This is a genomic window from Candidatus Jettenia sp. AMX1 (genome assembly GCF_030263775.1).
Taxonomy (GTDB): domain Bacteria; phylum Planctomycetota; class Brocadiia; order Brocadiales; family Brocadiaceae; genus Jettenia; species Jettenia caeni.
This window is the reverse complement of record NZ_SZPP01000026.1, coordinates 41,998-59,217: the sequence shown is the minus strand read 5'-3', so window position 1 is coordinate 59,217 and position 17,220 is coordinate 41,998. Positions and strand designations below refer to the sequence as shown.

Annotated in this window: 16 protein-coding genes and 1 tRNA gene; 15 read left to right on the top strand and 2 right to left on the bottom strand. The window is 40.1% G+C overall.

The window, feature by feature from the left end:
- Positions 1-254: 254 nt before the first annotated feature.
- Together FBQ94_RS09365 and FBQ94_RS09360 are read left to right on the top strand one after the other, a co-directional pair.
- Entirely contained in the window at positions 255-464 is a 210-nt protein-coding gene (locus tag FBQ94_RS09365; RefSeq protein ID WP_285442102.1) for a hypothetical protein, read from the top strand.
- Between the two features lie 176 nt (positions 465-640).
- The gene (locus FBQ94_RS09360) at positions 641-901 is read left to right on the top strand and encodes a PqqD family protein (protein WP_040544594.1); all 261 of its coding nucleotides are present in this window, start codon (positions 641-643) and stop codon (positions 899-901) included.
- 514 nt (positions 902-1,415) lie between these two features.
- Here FBQ94_RS09360 and FBQ94_RS09355 read toward each other — a convergent pair.
- Positions 1,416-1,489, bottom strand: a tRNA-Arg gene (locus tag FBQ94_RS09355).
- A gap of 208 nt (positions 1,490-1,697) precedes the next feature.
- Between FBQ94_RS09355 and FBQ94_RS09350 the strand changes: the two genes are divergently transcribed.
- From FBQ94_RS09350 to FBQ94_RS09290, 13 genes are all read left to right on the top strand, one after another.
- Complete coding sequence (locus FBQ94_RS09350) at positions 1,698-2,804, top strand: DegT/DnrJ/EryC1/StrS family aminotransferase (protein ID WP_007223193.1); 1,107 nt, start codon at positions 1,698-1,700, stop codon at positions 2,802-2,804.
- A 15-nt stretch (positions 2,805-2,819) separates the two neighbouring features.
- Complete coding sequence (locus FBQ94_RS09345; protein ID WP_007223192.1) at positions 2,820-5,591, top strand: LPS-assembly protein LptD; 2,772 nt, start codon at positions 2,820-2,822, stop codon at positions 5,589-5,591.
- A 16-nt stretch (positions 5,592-5,607) separates the two neighbouring features.
- Complete coding sequence (gene coaD / locus FBQ94_RS09340) at positions 5,608-6,108, top strand: pantetheine-phosphate adenylyltransferase (RefSeq protein ID WP_007223191.1); 501 nt, start codon at positions 5,608-5,610, stop codon at positions 6,106-6,108.
- Positions 6,105-6,896, top strand: coding sequence for a TIGR00282 family metallophosphoesterase (locus FBQ94_RS09335; RefSeq protein ID WP_007223190.1), 792 nt, complete (start codon positions 6,105-6,107; stop codon positions 6,894-6,896). Before coaD ends, FBQ94_RS09335 begins: the two co-directional genes overlap by 4 nt.
- Positions 6,897-8,141, top strand: coding sequence for an exodeoxyribonuclease VII large subunit (xseA, locus tag FBQ94_RS09330; protein WP_007223189.1), 1,245 nt, complete (start codon positions 6,897-6,899; stop codon positions 8,139-8,141). It begins immediately after the preceding gene.
- 190 nt (positions 8,142-8,331) lie between these two features.
- Complete coding sequence (locus FBQ94_RS09325; RefSeq protein WP_007223188.1) at positions 8,332-8,562, top strand: exodeoxyribonuclease VII small subunit; 231 nt, start codon at positions 8,332-8,334, stop codon at positions 8,560-8,562.
- 144 nt (positions 8,563-8,706) lie between these two features.
- A complete protein-coding gene (dxs, locus tag FBQ94_RS09320; RefSeq protein ID WP_007223187.1) occupies positions 8,707-10,638 on the top strand; it encodes a 1-deoxy-D-xylulose-5-phosphate synthase in 1,932 nt (643 codons plus the stop codon).
- A complete protein-coding gene (locus FBQ94_RS09315) occupies positions 10,628-11,485 on the top strand; it encodes an NAD(+)/NADH kinase (protein WP_285442101.1) in 858 nt (285 codons plus the stop codon). Before dxs ends, FBQ94_RS09315 begins: the two co-directional genes overlap by 11 nt.
- On the top strand, positions 11,472-11,675 hold the full coding sequence (locus FBQ94_RS09310; RefSeq protein WP_007223185.1) for a 4Fe-4S dicluster domain-containing protein: 204 nt from the start codon (positions 11,472-11,474) through the stop codon (positions 11,673-11,675). The genes FBQ94_RS09315 and FBQ94_RS09310 overlap by 14 nt, the downstream gene beginning before the upstream one ends.
- 63 nt (positions 11,676-11,738) lie before the next feature.
- On the top strand, positions 11,739-12,818 hold the full coding sequence (locus FBQ94_RS09305; RefSeq protein WP_040544592.1) for a 3-methyl-2-oxobutanoate dehydrogenase subunit VorB: 1,080 nt from the start codon (positions 11,739-11,741) through the stop codon (positions 12,816-12,818).
- A gap of 14 nt (positions 12,819-12,832) precedes the next feature.
- Entirely contained in the window at positions 12,833-13,579 is a 747-nt protein-coding gene (locus tag FBQ94_RS09300; protein WP_007223183.1) for a thiamine pyrophosphate-dependent enzyme, read from the top strand.
- A gap of 88 nt (positions 13,580-13,667) precedes the next feature.
- A complete protein-coding gene (locus tag FBQ94_RS09295) occupies positions 13,668-14,210 on the top strand; it encodes a 2-oxoacid:ferredoxin oxidoreductase subunit gamma family protein (RefSeq protein WP_007223182.1) in 543 nt (180 codons plus the stop codon).
- Positions 14,211-14,279: 69 nt separating this feature from the next.
- Positions 14,280-15,410, top strand: a complete 1,131-nt coding sequence (locus FBQ94_RS09290) for a DUF1972 domain-containing protein (protein ID WP_007223181.1) — start codon at positions 14,280-14,282, stop codon at positions 15,408-15,410.
- 80 nt (positions 15,411-15,490) lie between these two features.
- Here FBQ94_RS09290 and murD read toward each other — a convergent pair whose 3' ends face one another.
- On the bottom strand, positions 15,491-16,873 hold the full coding sequence (gene murD / locus FBQ94_RS09285; protein WP_007223180.1) for a UDP-N-acetylmuramoyl-L-alanine--D-glutamate ligase: 1,383 nt from the start codon (positions 16,871-16,873) through the stop codon (positions 15,491-15,493).
- Between the last annotated feature and the right edge of the window lie 347 nt (positions 16,874-17,220).

The following is a 17,220-nucleotide window of genomic DNA, read 5'->3' as shown; positions in this document are numbered from 1 at the left end:
CCATATAGTGTGCCATGTCGCACCTTACAATGGCACTCCCTGGTGTCACGTCACACTTTTTATTGTTTTGTTTGATAATTTTATTCTGCTATTGCCTGAATTTCATAGTTTATTTTTCCTGCTAAAAACTATTTAAATCTATTATTTAATGGTACTTATGATGTAAATAATTTTCTAAAAATAAACATTTCAAAATTTGACTGTTAACTGGTACATATTTTGATAAAGATGATTTCCTAAAATCGATAAAATACTTGAATAAGACCGGAAAGTTTAAACAGAAAAAATTCCTATTTACGGAAAGGATATACAAAATGGAAGAAAAAAAATTACCCGAATATGAGTTACCCAGTGTGGTTACCTATACCGATGAAGAGATTCTTGAAGAGTTAGTCCGTCACAGACCAATGAGATCAAAACGACCGATGCATCAGAACATGCACATGGAAGTTTTAGCATCATAGAGGTTTTTCACTTATCTTTATTTGATGGTATTACTGTATTATACGAAAAGTATAAGAAATTACGGAGAGGAGGAACAACGAAATTTTTATGGATTGGTTAACAATATCGCATTGCCCTTATTGGAGGTCTGGTTATCATTAATAAAAAGGATATAAGGAATGATGATAATGATAAGATGATGCCTATCCGAAAACAGGGTATTTTTGTACAAGACATAGGACGTGAAACGCTTCTTTATAGCGCCAGGGAGCGGGTATTCCATGTCCTTAATGCTACGGCAAAATTCATTTGGGAACTTTGTGATGGTGAGCATAGTATAGAAGATATAGAACAAGCTGTAAGGGATAACTTTTCTATGACAAGAGAATATGATATAGCAGGAGATGTTCAGCGAACATTAAAATTCTTTATCAGTAAAGGACTATTAGAAAATTGATGTAAAACAAGGAAGGATACATTGAAAATCTTAGCTTTTTTCATACTACTATACTTATGGCTTTACAGCCTGTTTTGAGAGGTATTTAATAAGCCTGTTTTCGCTTGCATTCTGTAGGGGTTTCACAAAGTAATCACTTCTTCCTTCATCTCAGCTTCTGTATAGAGAAAGTAATTCAGGACTTTACCAGTAAAGCTGCCATTCCATTTTGATCTCTAATAAAATCCATCATATTTACTATTATTTTGGAGGTGCTACGTCACGCATGTGTCACACCTTCATGCGGTATCTTGATTGCAGAGGAATTTTCATTTTCATGAAGCGGGTTTCAGGGTGGCACGGACTGTACAGACGCATAATAATGTGTCTCTCCGTTTGCCGTGCTTGCTTCAAATGCCAACGTGGATAGGGAATATAACACACTGACAAACGATCCCTGTTGAAGACATACAGGGACATGGTTTGTCAGTGCCACCCTTGACTAAACGATACCTTGAAACCCGTGAAATACAAGCGCCCCCAGCAGGATTCAAACCTGCAACCTTTGGCTCCGGAGGCCAACGCTCTATTCAGTTGAGCTATAGGGGCTGCTCATTTCACGTACATTTTGAAATTTTACATAAAAAGAATAACTGAAATCAAGATTAATGTTCGACATAAGTTAGGATAGGTAAAATCTCTTTTTAATTGACAAAGCCTCATTCTGTAAATATAATTCCAAACTCTTATTATGCAAATACAATAGATTAGCAAATTTATGAATTAAATTTATAGAGGGGATAATTATTACTCGTAGATGAAAGTAACAGCTCTGGATTTAAAACGGCAATACGAAAATATTCGAGATGAAATAAATAACGCTGTTTTAGAAGTAATAGCTAGCCAATCTTTTATCCTTGGTCCTTTTGTCGAATCATTCGAGCACAGCATAGCAGAATTCTGCTGCATTAAGCACGCCATTGGAGTATCCTCAGGTACAGATGCAATCTTATTAGCCTTAATGGCATCCGGTATTGGTAAGGGTGATGAGGTTATCACTACACCTTTTACCTTCTTTGCAACGGCAGGGTCGATTGCTCGTTTGGGAGCGATTCCGGTATTTGTGGATATAAATCCTGTTACCTATAATATTGAGGTAAGCAAGATTGCATCTGCAATAAGTAAAAGGACAAAAGCTATCCTTCCCGTTCACCTGTACGGGCAGTGTGCCGATATGGATAGTATCCTTGAAATTGCAGGTGTACATGGATTCGTGGTTATTGAAGATGCTGCACAGGCAATAGGGGCGGTGTATAAAGGTAAAAAAGCCGGCTCTATCGGAAACATAGGTTGTTTTTCTTTCTATCCTACAAAGAATCTGGGCGGCTATGGTGATGGTGGACTGGTGACAACGTATGATGATAAACTGGCAGAGCTTATTAAGGTTTTGAGAGTGCATGGGTCGAAATCCAGGTATTATCATTCATATGTTGGTATGAATGGAAGATTAGATGCCATACAGGCTGCTGTTCTATCGGTTAAATTAAAATATCTGAATGAGTGGTCTGAGAAGCGCAGGTTGGCTGCTTCATATTATTCTGAGCATTTGAAGTCGTTACCCATCCGTCTGCCTGAAATAGAATCTTATAATACTCACATATTTCATCAATACGTGATAGCGACATCTCAAAGAGATGCATTGATGAAGTATCTTGGGCAGCAAGGAGTAGAAACTGCTGTTTATTATCCAATGCCTCTTCATTTACAAGAGTGTTTTGAATATCTGGGATATAAAGAAGGTGATTTACCCGAATCCGAACGAGCATCGCGTGAGACATTAGCCCTGCCTGTCTTTTCTGAAATTACATACAAGGAACAGGATTGTGTAATCGGTCACATAAAAAATTTCTTTTCAAAGATATAACGTTACATTCTTTTCATGCAGAAAATACATATTCTCATAATTTTAGCCATTCTGTTTGTTGTCAATAGAGATAGTTATGCTGATGGACTATTGTCGGTAAAATATATAGAACAAAAGCCTTTTTCTCTGTCGGCGGAAACCGTTAGTACCTGGAAAAAAGAAGGGATTAGAGTGTTTGTTGCCCATAAGGAAGCGAAAGTATTACAGGCACCATTCCAAATTACCGCAGATACTATTGTATGCTGGTTTCATGAAGAAGAAGCCATACAAAGCAAGGAGGCAACGGTAGAAGTGTATTGTGAAGGTAACGTGACTATTCTGCAGGATGAGAACTACGAGAAGTACGAACAGGTATACTTAAGATTTGAGACGATGACCGGTGTCGTAGTTAATCCGTATACACAACCGATAAAGACTTTTGAAGAGGCACAAAAGACAGAAGTTGTTTTACGTGGTGAAGAAATACGATCCAGGAAAGAAGAGGAATATTTATCTCATGAGATACCCAAAAAAGTCTTAACCTCAGATACTCCTGAGAAACAGGAAATAGTTGATATTATAGCAGACAATATCGACTCATGGCAGGAAGAAGATAAGCGTATCGTTGTAGCGCTTGGAAATGTTAAAATTAACAAAAAAGATGCGGCGATAGATGCCGATAACGTAATTTTATGGTTTGATCAAAAAAAATCGGAGGATTCAGAATATTCGGAGCTACCGCTGAGTGCGATATATGCGGAAGGAAATGTGATGATGCGCCGCAAAGATGATATGCTCATTGCCGATAAAATATTTGAGAATATAGAGGAAGATAAAGGGATTCTTATTAATAGCCAGATAAAAACGATTCTTCAGCCACAAAAACAAGGCGCCATACGCGACGAATCTCAAAAAGGTAAAAGCGAATATCTCGAAGGGTTGCCTGTTTATGTTAGTGGAGAACAGATAAAACACGTTGATAAAGGACAATATGAGATTAAAAACGGTGTGATAACTACGTGTGGATATGGGCATCCCCACTATCATTTTAAAGGTAAAAAGATCCGGTTGATTCAGAGAGGTAAACACAATATTATATCTTCTACAAACAATACTTTTCATGTAGGCAGCTATCCTATGGGCTATTTACCCTATTTATCCCTTGATGTCCGGAAAAAAGAAAAAATCTTAAGAAACTGGGAATTTGGAAGTTCTTCGCGCTTTGGTTCTTTTCTTAGTACGGACTGGGATTTATTTGCGATAACAGGTGGAAGTCAAAAAGACTGGAGCGACCTTATCTTCAGCCTCGATTATTTACAGGAGAGAGGTTTGGGCGCAGGAATTAACTTTGAGTACAGAGGGCAGGATGCTTATGGTTTTCTCGACACCTACTATATAAAAGATAAGGGTGAATTCGATATTAATGATATCCCTGTCGAAGACGAAGACCGTGGCTCAATTCTTTGGAGACATCGTCAGGAATTGCCTTATGATTTCCGTTTGGATATGGAGTATTCATATTTGAGTGATCCAAGGTTCCTGAGAGAATTTTTCCGCCATGAATTTAAAGAAGAAAAAGACCGTGAGACGGTATTATATTTACGAAGAATTCACGATACTACGGCGCAGACATTTTTGATTAACGAGCAGTTGAATGGATTCGATACAACGGTGGATTCGTTAAGAGAAAAGAGATATGCGGAGCGTTTACCGGAATTAACGTATCAAATTATTGGAGAACCTATATGGGATAACCGCCTTATATTTACCTCAGAATCATCAGCGACTCACTTTGATAGTTCTCTTGACCGGATAGATGAACCGGTGCAACCTCAATCTGTTATAAGACTTGATAATGTGAATCGTATAACTATGCCCTGGAAACCGGGGTTTTTTAATATAAATCCTTTTGTAGAAGGCAGAGTGACAGGATATTCCGAAAGTATAGATACCTCTGGTCCGAATGATGAGCCAAACGGTCCTGCCACAGGTCGTTTTATTGGTTCCCTGGGATTTGATTGGAGTTCGACACATTGGAGAACCTACAGTGTCTATAACGATTTCTTAAGGATAAACCGTTTAAGGCATATCTTTGTTCCCGAGCTGCGTTATGTGTATAACCCGGTTGTTACGGAAGATCCGAATACGTTCTATCAGTATGATGAAATTGATGCGCAGGACTCATCGCAGATTGTTGTAATAGGGGTAAAGAATATGTTGCAGACAAAACGGGGAGAGCCGGGTTTTGAAAAAAATGTGGATTTTGTTTATTTTAATTTAGAGTACTACATCTTTCCAACGGATGCCGGTATTTTTAATGATGGTATTAATGGAATTGTTATAAGGGAAGACAATTTTGTGAATCTCGATTTCCGGTGTAAACTCACCGATATAGTTACGTTTGTTTCTGAAAGAAATGAGTTTAATACCGAAGAGTTCCGATTTGACGTCCTTAGTTCAGGTTTTGAAATTTACAATCCACCGAAGTGGCAATATTTTGTTGGCCATAGATTTATCCGGGACATCAGTTCTACTCTCATCCTGGCGGCAGATTACCAGATTAGTGAGAAATGGAGTGTGGCAGCCAGGGAAATGTATGATTTTAAATCTCTCGATACGGACGATACCGATGATGACGGCGAAAGTGACCCTAAAAACCTTAGAACGAATTTTATCCTGTCCCGTTATTTTCATGATTGGGTAGCAAGTCTTACTCTGGAACTCGATCCTGTGAGAAATGATAGTTCCTACAGGTTTGATATATCACCGAAAGGATTGCAGAGAACCCGAAACCGTTTTTGGTTTTAAGCGATACCATATTACTATGAAAAAAGCAATTTATCCGGGAACATTTGATCCGGTTACGAATGGGCACCTGGATGTAATAAGAAGGGGTTGCATTATTTTTGATACCTTAATTGTTGCTGTAGGATGCAATCCTTTGAAAGACGCCTTGTTTTCCGTTCATGAACGTATGGAGATGATTCGTGATAATATTGGAGATTTGAAGAATGTGGAAGTTGACTCTTTTACCGGCATGCTCGTTGATTATCTAAAAAAACAACAGACGAATATCATACTCCGCGGTATACGTACCGTGTCTGATTTTGAGTATGAATTTCAAAGGGCGCTTACTAACCGGGTTCTCAATAAAGAAGTTGAGACGGTATTTGTAATGACAAGCGAGCAGTATTCATTCTTAAACTCTACCTTAATTAAGGAGGCTGTCAGTTTGGGAGGTAGTGTGAGTCTGTTTGTTCCGGCTGATGTCGAAAGGCGTTTAAAACAGAAATTTAAGGATTTTTATGGAAAGAAAGTTGAATGAAAATTAACGTTCTGGTTATTGGTGATATTGTGGGGAAACCTGGACGTATCATATTAAAGAATAAATTAAAGGCATATATCGATAGGGAACAGATACATTTTTGTATAGCAAATGGTGAAAATGCTGCTGGTGGCGCCGGTATTACTGAGGAAATAGCTAATGAGTTATTTTCTTATGGTGTTGATGTTATAACTATGGGCGATCATGTCTGGGATAAAAAAGATATAATGCATTTTTTAGAAACGAACAGGAGTATCCTGAGACCTGGTAATTACTCGCCGCTGGCAATTGGAAGAGGTTATGTTGTAAAAACCTCTCATGCAGGTACTCCGGTTGGGGTTATTAACGTATTGGGCCGGGTATTTATGAAACCGGTAGATTGCCCTTTCAGGGTGGTTGATGATATTCTGAAGATTGTATCAAAAGAGACAAAGGTAATTTTTGTGGATATGCATGCAGAAGCAACCTCTGAAAAGATTGCAATGGGATGGTATTTGGATGGCAGGGTAAGCGCCGTTGTCGGCACCCATACTCATGTGCCTACTGCAGATGAGAAGATATTGCCAAAAGGAACGGCATGCATCAGCGATTTGGGAATGACAGGCCCTCATGAGTCTATCCTGGGAAGGAAAATTGATTGTGTCTTGAAGGCAATTACGACACAAATGCCAACCCGGTTTGAGGTGGCAGAAGGAGATATCCGTATAAACGGAGTGAAGGTAGTTGTTGATAGCCAAACGGGAAAAGCTGATAGTATAAAGAGAGTTGAAGTCAGAGAGGGCGATTAAATGGATTTTACTGAACCATTACCTTTCCAGACGGATATCACAAAGAATCGAAAAAGTATACAAACGGTTTCTGAAATTACACGAAGGATACGTGGTTCGCTTGAGCAGGAATTTTTTCATGTATGGGTTGTGGGAGAAATATCCAACATGAAAAGACCGATATCCGGGCATGTATATCTGACATTAAAAGATGCCGGTGCCCAGCTTCAGACTGTTATGTTCAGGTCTGTTGCAAGCTCTGTAAAATTTGAGTTAAAGGATGGGATGGAGGTGCTGGTCTTTGGCTCTGTTACCGTATACGAATCCCGCGGTCAATATCAATTAATTATTGAAGCGATTGAGCCAAAAGGTATGGGATCATTGCAGTTGGCCTTTTTGCAGCTAAAAGAACGACTCGGGAAAGAAGGATTATTTGATTTAGCACATAAAAAAGCCCTTCCGTCGTTTCCGGGAAAGATCGCTATTGTAACGTCTCTGACCGGCGCCGCAATCAGGGATATTATCCAGGTGATTCACAGAAGATTTGCTAAGGTAAAGATTCTCATTTATCCGGTAAAAGTACAGGGGGAAGGGGCAGCGCAGGAGATTGCTCAGGCAATTTCTGATTTGAATACTATTCCGGATATTGATGTGATGATTGTTGGAAGGGGCGGCGGTAGTCTGGAAGATTTGTGGGCCTTTAATGAGGAGGTAGTTGCACGGAGTATTTATGCCTCAAAAATCCCCGTTATCTCCGCAGTTGGTCACGAGATTGATATAACTATTTCCGATTTGGTTGCTGATAAAAGGGCTCTTACACCTACAGAGGCGGGGGAGCTCGTCGTTCCATGCTATGATCAGGTAAGCGATGCATTGGAGAAAATTAAAACTAGACTTGCCCAGTCACTATATAATAAAATATTGCTTATCAAGAGTCAGCTTATGGGAATCAGAAATAGTCTTTCCTTTAAGAAACTCCATGATAAAATTCTTAGGTTACAACAGGAATTAGATGAAGTTGCGCAAAGATTAATTACGGTAAGTAAACACACCATGGAGTTGGAATGGGAACGGTTAACGGGTCTTGCAAATAGATTGGATAATGTGAGTCCATTAAAAGTATTAGAAAGAGGCTACTCCATTACGACAAACGGAGAAGATGATAAGCCGATCAAATCAACCGAGGGACTCGTTGTTGGAAAAAAATTGAAAATACGATTTTCTCATGGTAATGTTGTATCTTCAATAGTTGAGATAGTAAAGTAAATATTTTACATGAGACTGCCTTTGGTAAAAGGGAGAATCGATGCAGGGCGAGGCTTTAGCCTCATATGCATCAAGCTAACAGGTGGAAACGGTGAAGAATAACAAACCACCCGTAATCCCCCCTGATCCCCCTTTAAAAAGGGGGAAATGGTGAATGTTTTAGAAATCAGGAATATATGGTTACGATTGTATGGCCAAGATAAAATTTGCGGATGCGCTAAAAGGATTAGAAGATATTGTAGAGCGGATCGAGAGAGGAGATCTGTCTCTGGATGAGGCATTATCTGAATATGAGAACGGTATTAAATTGTATAAACAATGTGTCTCTATGTTAGAAGATGCAGAAAAAAAGATTCAAATCCTGATGAAGGACGGGAACGGCGGCTTTCGTACAAAAGATTTCGAGATTGAGACTACCTGAAGAAATTTTTGTATCTGTTTTTGTCAGGATTATGTAGTATCATGATAAAGAGATATGAAGATTTTGGGGAAAAAATATATTCCGGAACTGCCTGGAAGATGAATAGATTACATACATTTTTACCTTTAACATAATGGATGCAATATGAGTAAATTATTAGATTGTATTGAATATCCAGAGGATTTAAAAAAAGTAAAAGTAGAGGATTTGCCTCAACTGGCAACAGAGATTCGAGAACTCATCGTAGATGTTGTTTCAAAAAATCCAGGCCATCTTTCTTCAAACCTGGGTGTTGTTGAATTAACCATTGCACTGCATTACTGCTTCGATTTTAAAAGGGATAAAATAGTATGGGATGTAGGCCACCAGGCCTATGTTCATAAGATCCTTACCGGAAGAAAATCGAAATTTTCAACCTTAAGACAATACAAGGGCCTGAGTGGTTTTCCAGACAAGAACGAGAGTCCCTATGATCCCTTTACTTGCGGCCATAGTGGTAATGCTATATCGGCAGCTCTCGGAATTTCTTGCGCTGATGAGATTCTTGGATACAGGAGGTCTGTTGTTGCTGTTGTTGGAGACGGCGCTATAGGGGCTGGAATGTCTTTGGAGGCGCTTAATCATGCGGGTGATCTTAAGAAAAATTTATTGGTAGTGTTAAATGATAATGAGATGTCAATTTCCAATACGGTTGGAGCTTTTTCAAAATATTTAAATAAGATCAGATCAGCGCCACTCTATACCGATCTCAAGAAGGATTTTCACAATTTACTGAGTATCTTACCAGTATTTGGCAAGCCAGTAGGGAAGACGCTGGAACATATCGTTGAGTCAATAAGAAAAGGGGCTGCTCCAGGCCAGATATTTGTGGATCTTGGGTTTAATTATTTTGGTCCGATTGATGGACATGATTTTAAAATATTACTTGAGACGTTGAATAATATGAAGCATCTTGAAGGTCCGGTACTTTTGCATGTGATTACAGAAAAAGGAAGAGGTTTTGAGCCGGCATGTCAGAATCCGACCCAGTACCACAGCGCTGGTAAATTTGAAATGTGCGGTGGAAAGGTTACACAAAGTATAAAAGATCAAAAGACAATTTCTTATACGAATGTTTTCGGAGACGCCCTTGTAGAACTTGCCAGAACGGATCATAAGATTGTTGGAATTACTGCTGCCATGCCTGACGGGACCGGAATTATTTCTTTTGGTAAAAAATTTCCTGACCGGTTTTATGATGTCGGGATTTGTGAACAACATGCAATTGGTTTGGCAAATGGGTTAGCTGCCGGAGGCCTGAAACCTGTTGTGGCTATTTACTCAACGTTTTTACAAAGAGCCTATGATCAGGTATTCCATGATATTTGCCTGCAGCGAAACGGAGTCGTATTTATGTTAGACCGGGCAGGGATTGTCGGTAATGACGGGCCTACGCATAATGGTATATTTGATATTGGCTATCTCCGCCATTTGCCGGAGATTATCCTGATGGCGCCAAAAGACGGAAGTGAACTGAGGTCTATGCTGAAAATAGCCCTGGATTCAGGTAAAGCTGTAGCGATCAGATATCCTAAGGAAGATATTCCTGAAGAAAAACAGGATTTACACGATAAAACATTTGAGATCGGGAAGGCTGAGGTATTACGGGAAGGAGTTGATGGAGTGCTTTTTGCGTATGGTGCGATGGTGTATCGTTGTTTAGGGGCGGCGGAGAAGTTGAGTAAAAAAGGTATAGAAGTTACGGTGGTTAATGCAAGATTTGCCAAACCCCTTGATAAAGGACTTCTTTTAAGCCTGGTGAAGAATCATAAATTAATCCTGACAGTCGAAGATCATGCCCTCATGGGTGGTTTTGGGTCTGCAGTGCTTGAGCTTATTACGAGTGAAAACGAAGATGCAAATAAAATTGTGAGGATGGGTATTCCCGATCACTTTATTGAGCATGGACCCCGGAATCTCATACTAAAAAACCTGAATTTAGATGAGGATGGAATTGCTAACAGGTTTACCGAAGCGCTTGAAATGACAAATATTAATCTATTTACCAGGGTGGGAAGCCGGAGCTTTGCCGTTTAAGCGAATGAAAAAGATTTTAGTTTTAGGCGATTTAAGCAGAAAAAAGATTTATGATTCTATTTACGGATTAAAGCCGTGGCTTGAGAAGTATGTAGGCATTGAAATTATTGATCTGTCTAAAGAAAAAAAATTTGAGAGAGTTGGAGCAGAAATTGCCATAGTATTTGGCGGCGATGGTGCAATCCTTTCTACCTGTAGAGCTCTCGGAAGGAATCAAATACCAATTATTGGTGTGCATATGGGAAGATTTGGCTTTCTGGCAGAACTTATGGAAAAGGATGTGTTCGTGTCCTTAGAAAAGATATTTATGGGAGATTATCTGATACGAAAGAGAATGCTGCTCTTATGCCATGTTGAACGTTCAGGTAAAATACTGAATGAATCCACGGGTATTAATGATGCGGTAATTTCCCGCTCATCCTTATCAAGGTTGATTTCTATTAAGTTGAATATTAACGGAGAATGTGTAGCAACGTACCGTGCTGATGGTTTAATTGTATCAACCCCTTTAGGTTCAACAGCGCATTCTTTGTCTGCAGGAGGACCGCTTCTTACCCCTGATTTAAACGCATTTATTATTGTGCCTATATGTCCTCATACCCTTACAAACCGGCCGTTAGTTGTTTCAGGCAATGTGAAGATAGAAATGGAGCTTTTATCACAATTGGGCGGTACCGGTTTTACCGTAGATGGACAGGTTTTTACCGAGTTAGAGGTAGGTGATAAAATAAAGATCGAGCGATCTGCTATTGAAGTCCAAATGATCGATACAGGGACAAGGACATTTTATGGCGTATTGCGCGAAAAATTAAACTGGGGAGGACATCCGAATTATGGCCGTAATTAAGATAAAAGAAAATTACTGTAAAGGGTGTCTTCTCTGTCTGCCGGTATGCCATAATAATTCATTAGTGGTATCAACTACGATAAATGAACAAGGATTGCATCCCATAGTATTTAAAGAAGGTAGTGTGTGTGACGGTTGTAAGAAATGCGCAATCATGTGTCCTGATGTAGCGATAGAGATTTATACCTGAGCATGGCAATGGGGCACAGAAGAACACGGATTGTAGAGAAAGATAATTTTCGAAGGACATACGATTATGAAGCGGTTATTAACAGGAAATGAAGTTGCTGCCGAGATTGCCATACAAGCTGGTTGCAGATACTATTACGGATATCCTATTACTCCCCAGAATGAGCTTATTAACTATATGGCAGTAAGAATGCCTCAGGTTGGCGGCACCTTTATTCAGGCTGAAAGTGAGATTGCAGCAATTAATATGGTTTACGGGAGTGCAGCGGCAGGCGCCCGGACAATGACCTCTTCTTCGAGTCCCGGAATAAGTTTGAAACAAGAAGCAATTTCCTATTTGGCAGGAAGTGAACTTCCCTGTGTAATTGTTAATATACAAAGGGGTGGACCAGGATTAGGTGATATTTCAGCATCTCAGGCTGACTATTTCCAGGCGGTAAAAGGCGGAGGGCATGGCGACTATCATGTTATAGTGCTTGCGCCAGCCTCTGTTCAGGAAATGGCAGATCTTGTTTATGATGCTTTTGATTTAGCTGATAAATACAGGAATCCTGTTTTGATCCTGGGGGACGCGCAGATAGGACAACTCATGGAACCGGTGGAATTTCATAAGAAACAGAAAAAGGATCTTCCGCCAAAAGATTGGGCATTGACAGGTGCCGAAGGGAGAAAGAGGAATATTGTAAAGTCCTTCTATCCTATTAAGGGTCAATTGGAAGAGTTCAATGCTCACCTGCAGAGGAAATACAGAACAATTGAGGAACATGAAGTCCGTTATGAGTCAATTGATACTGATGATGCCGATGTTGTTCTCATCGCTTATGGTACCTCTGCGCGTATATGTAAAGAGGTTATCAGGAAAAGCAGTCAGCTTGAATGTAACGTAGGTTTGATACGTCCCATTACCTTATGGCCGTTTCCCAAGGAGTGTATCAGAACGGTATCAGAAAAAGTGCAGTGTATTTTGACGGTGGAGATGAGTGCGGGGCAGATGGTTGAGGATGTAAGGCTGGCAGTTGAGGGGAGATGCCCGGTTCATTTTTATGGAAGAACCGGCGGTGGGGTACCTACATCTTTGGAAGTGATGAAGAAATTAACAGACATCATATCGGATAGCCGCTCAGTCTCTGTGGCATCACATTAATTGAGATTGGTACTATGCAACTAATATATGAAAAACCAAAGGCGCTTACAGAAACACCAACACATTTTTGTCCGGGTTGCGGTCATGGAATTGTGTTGAGGCTGATTGCAGAGATTATTGATGCATGGGATATTCGAAGTAAAACGATTGGGCTAGCTCCGGTAGGATGTTCCGTTCTTGCTTATAATTATCTTGATATCGACATGTGCGAAGCTGCTCATGGCCGCCCGCCTGCTGTAGCTACCGGTATCAAAAGAGTTCATCCGGACCACATTGTGTTTGCTTACCAGGGGGACGGCGACCTGGCAGCAATCGGGACAGCAGAAATTATTCATGCTGCCAACAGAGGAGAGAATATTACCTTTATCTTTGTTAATAACGCTGTTTATGGCATGACAAGCGGGCAGATGGCTCCAACAACCTTAATCGGACAGAAAACCATCACCACGCCTTCGGGCCGTGATGCGATGAATTATGGATATCCCATCCGTGTATGTGAATTACTGGCGGTTCTTGATGGTAGTAGTTACCTGGAGAGAGTCAGTGTATCTTCTCCGGAAAATATTCGAAAGGCAAAGAAGGCTCTTGAGAAGGGTTTTAAAACTCAGATAGAAAAGCGAGGGTTTTCTCTCATAGAGGTTCTTTCCCCCTGTCCAATTTACTGGAGAATGGACGCTAATGAAGCAATGAAATATATTGATGAAGAGATGTCTCTTACCTTTCCCCTGGGAGTGGTGAAAGACTGGGAGCGCAAAAATTAAATTTAGCTGTGCAAATGTATAATACCTATGATAATACCTTCATTATTCGTGTAGATTCGTGTCCATTCGTGGCTAAATAATCATAACTATGACGGAAAAGATAATCTTAGCCGGTTTTGGCGGACAGGGAATGATGCTGTTAGGTAAGTTGCTTGCCCAGACGGCTATGACCGATGGCAAATATGTTACTTATTTTCCCTCCTACGGTACTGAGGTAAGAGGGGGGACGGCTGTATATCACCTTATTATTTCAACCGAAGAAATCTTTTCTCCGCTTATCGAGGTTGCTGATACCCTTATCATTATGAATCAACCATCATATCAAAAATTTAAGGGTATGCTGAAGCATGATGGGTTGCTTATCTTAAATTCCTCCATGAGCAAATCAGATAATCTTCCTCATGTAAAAACATACAATGTGCCGGCAACAGAGATTGCCAGCAAGCTGGGAAGTGTGCTGGTTTCAAATATCGTTATGTTAGGCGCTTATATAGCGATTAAAAAGTTATTTTCTACCGATCATGTTTTAGACCAATTGCGGATAATGTTAAAACAGAAAAAAGGGGAATTATTTCTTATCAATAAACAAGCCTTTGAGAGCGGTATGCAAGTGATAGAATCTCTTTTATAAGGTTGCATCTCTCTCAGTCTTTGATTATAGTTTTTACTTTATGCCAATGGATATGAGTTAGGTAATATTTTGAAAGTAGCTATTCTTGGAACGCGCGGTATACCAGCCAAATACGGTGGCTTTGAGACATTTGCGGAAGAATTGGCTGTCCGTCTTGCCCGGCAAGGTATTGATGTAACGGTATATTGTAAGGCAGATAATAACCAACAGCCAGGTACTTATAAGGGCGTTCATTTGGTATATATTCCTTCCTTTCATTTAGGTCCTCTTACTACTATTTGGTTTGATCTTCTTTGCCTTTGGCATGCCCGAAATAAATTCGATATAGTTTATATGTTAGGCTATGGCGCAAGTATCGTATGTTTTATTCCGCGTTTATGGGGAAACCGGGTTTGGTTAAACATGGATGGTATTGAATGGGCTCGCTCCAAATGGGGCACGTTTGCCAAACTATGGTTCAAATGTATGGAGACTGTTGCTATGTATACACCAAATCAGCTTATCGCTGATGCCGATGGTATTAAGGAACATTTACAATCACGGCATAAACATATGCCACCATGTTCAGTTATTCCCTACGGCGCCTATGTATCTGAAGTTTCTCCTCCTGTTGATTTATTACGGGAGTGGAAACTGTATGCTAAGGCATATTATCTGGTGGTATGCAGATTAGAGCCAGAAAATAGCGTGTCAGAAGTAATAGAGGGATTTATCGCTTCTGGTAGCTCTTATCCCCTTGTCATTGTTGGAGACCATACAACAAGAACACCGTATGTGGAGTGTTTGTTAAGGTTAAAAGATGATCGTATTCGTTTTATTGGCACTGTCTATGATACATTAAAACTGCAGGCGCTCCGCTCCCATTCATTAGCTTATTTTCATGGCCATACAGCGGGCGGGACAAATCCATCCTTACTTGAAGCTCTTGGTTGCGGAAATATGGTGATTGCGCATGATAATCGATTTAACCGGGAAGTAGCGGGTGACATTGCATTATACTTTACTGGTTCACATGATATTCCTGGTATTATAAAAAAAATTGAACTATATTCATCTCATGAACAGGAAGGTATCGCAGATAAAGCAAAAAGACGTGTTCAATCAAAATACCATTGGGATGATATAACGGCTAAATATATGAGACTTATTGCTGATGAGCCAAATGTTAGCATACCTGACTATACGGGAGGTAAAAAGTAGACCAGGATTTATAAAAAATAAATTATGTCGGATTTACGATTATTTTGGAAACTTTTTGCCGTACGATACTGCACCATGAATCATAAAGCCTGCACCATATTCTTAAACTGCCTCCCTCGTTCTTCATAATTCAGAAACATATCATAACTGGCGCAAGCAGGGGAGAGCAGTACAATTTCTCCTGGTTTTGCGATACCATGGGCTTGCTGAAATGCCTCTCTGAAGGTGTTTGATATGCATATTGAGGGCTTTTTCTCTCCATCTGTTTTTTGCAGGATAAGCTCTTGTATTTTCTGTGCCATTTTTCCGATCAGAACAATAGCTTTAGTCTGTTGTATGCAGGTTTCAGCAAATTTTTCAAAATTACTACCCTTATCAATTCCACCGGCAATAAGTATTATCGGTTCCTGAAAGGCTCTCATAGCGGCAATGGCCGATTCTGGTGTAGTGGCCTTGGAGTCGTTGTAATACCGTACACCATGTATTTCCCGCACAAATTCCAGACGGTGCTCCAATCCGCCAAAGCTTGTCACGATTCTTTCCATGTGTTGCTCGTGGGCGCCAGCCAGATGTGCGGCACAAGAGGCCGCCAAAATATTCTGAAGGTTATGACCCCCTGGTATCTTGATTCCGGATGTGCATACTATCACTCTTTCCTGGCCATGGACAGATAATACAATACTGCCATCTTTTATCCATGCGCCGTTTTTTATGCTTTGTCTTGTACTGTACCATAAAACATGGCTTTTGCACTCTTGCTCCCATCTTCTTACCTCGGTATCATCATAGTTAAGAATAGCGTAATCCTCCGGTCTTTGATAGGTGATAATAGTTTTTTTCGCTTGAATATAATCATCCATACCGATGTGCCGATCAAGATGATTGGGAGATACGTTGGTTACAACAGAAATGTGTGGACTTTTTTTGATACTCGATAGTTCTTTTAGTTGAAAACTGGAGAGTTCAAGTACTACAATTCCCTGAGATTTTATCTCTTCAAGGTTTGTCAGTAAAGACCTCCCGATATTTCCTCCAATCCATGTTGTACGAGAGGTTTGCTGCAGTACTTTACCAACAAGAGCGGTTGTAGTTGATTTCCCGTTGCTGCCGGTAATACCGATAATAGGGGCAGGGCATAAGGAGAAAAAAATGTTTATTTCGGTATTTAACGGCACTTGGTTATTTCTTGCAATTTGTAGAAATTTTGAATTCTCTGGCACCGCGGGGTTAACAATAACCATATCTGTATTGATGAAATCTTCTTCGTAATGTCCTCCGAGTTTATATGAAATAGGGAGCCCTTCAAGCTGTTTTATGGATGAAGAAAGTTCTGGCATATTCCTTAAATCAGTTATCGTAACGAGAGCGCCTTGTTTTGCAAGAAATTGAGCTACGCCCACACCGCCGCCAAAGGAACCTAATCCCATAACAGTGATTTTTTTGTTTTTAAACTCATAATGCATAGATTGTATAAATAGAGTATTTATTCAAAACAAAATATAAACCTTGCATTTCTACGTCCATATTAGGAAATTCAAACAAAGAGTTCCTCCCCCTTGATGGGGGAGGTTAGGTGGGGGTGAAGGAAAAGGACAACCACTCTCCCCTGGCCCCTCCCATCAAGGAAGGGGAAAAAGTCGCCGAAGGCCTAATGTAACGTTTAGGAATTCCAATGTTCTGTTGTATGGGCAGGTTTAAAACCTTGCCCATACGCCGGTGTTGTAAAAAAGTCTCCGAAAGGCCTCATTTGCTCTTTCTTCGTGCCCTTTGTGTACTTCGTGGTTTATCTTACTTCTCCCTTAGTTTTTCA

Bases quoted from the DNA above. Each gene is read 5' to 3' on its own strand.
- FBQ94_RS09360 (WP_040544594.1), top strand. From the start codon at position 641: ATGATGCCTATCCGAAAACAGGGTATTTTTGTACAAGACATAGGACGT.
- FBQ94_RS09350 (WP_007223193.1), top strand. From the start codon at position 1,698: ATGAAAGTAACAGCTCTGGATTTAAAACGGCAATACGAAAATATTCGA.
- FBQ94_RS09345 (WP_007223192.1), top strand. From the start codon at position 2,820: ATGCAGAAAATACATATTCTCATAATTTTAGCCATTCTGTTTGTTGTC.
- coaD (WP_007223191.1), top strand. From the start codon at position 5,608: ATGAAAAAAGCAATTTATCCGGGAACATTTGATCCGGTTACGAATGGG.
- FBQ94_RS09335 (WP_007223190.1), top strand. From the start codon at position 6,105: ATGAAAATTAACGTTCTGGTTATTGGTGATATTGTGGGGAAACCTGGA.
- xseA (WP_007223189.1), top strand. From the start codon at position 6,897: ATGGATTTTACTGAACCATTACCTTTCCAGACGGATATCACAAAGAAT.
- FBQ94_RS09325 (WP_007223188.1), top strand. From the start codon at position 8,332: ATGGCCAAGATAAAATTTGCGGATGCGCTAAAAGGATTAGAAGATATT.
- dxs (WP_007223187.1), top strand. From the start codon at position 8,707: ATGAGTAAATTATTAGATTGTATTGAATATCCAGAGGATTTAAAAAAA.
- FBQ94_RS09310 (WP_007223185.1), top strand. From the start codon at position 11,472: ATGGCCGTAATTAAGATAAAAGAAAATTACTGTAAAGGGTGTCTTCTC.
- FBQ94_RS09300 (WP_007223183.1), top strand. From the start codon at position 12,833: ATGCAACTAATATATGAAAAACCAAAGGCGCTTACAGAAACACCAACA.
- FBQ94_RS09295 (WP_007223182.1), top strand. From the start codon at position 13,668: ATGACGGAAAAGATAATCTTAGCCGGTTTTGGCGGACAGGGAATGATG.
- murD (WP_007223180.1), bottom strand. From the start codon at position 16,873: ATGCATTATGAGTTTAAAAACAAAAAAATCACTGTTATGGGATTAGGT.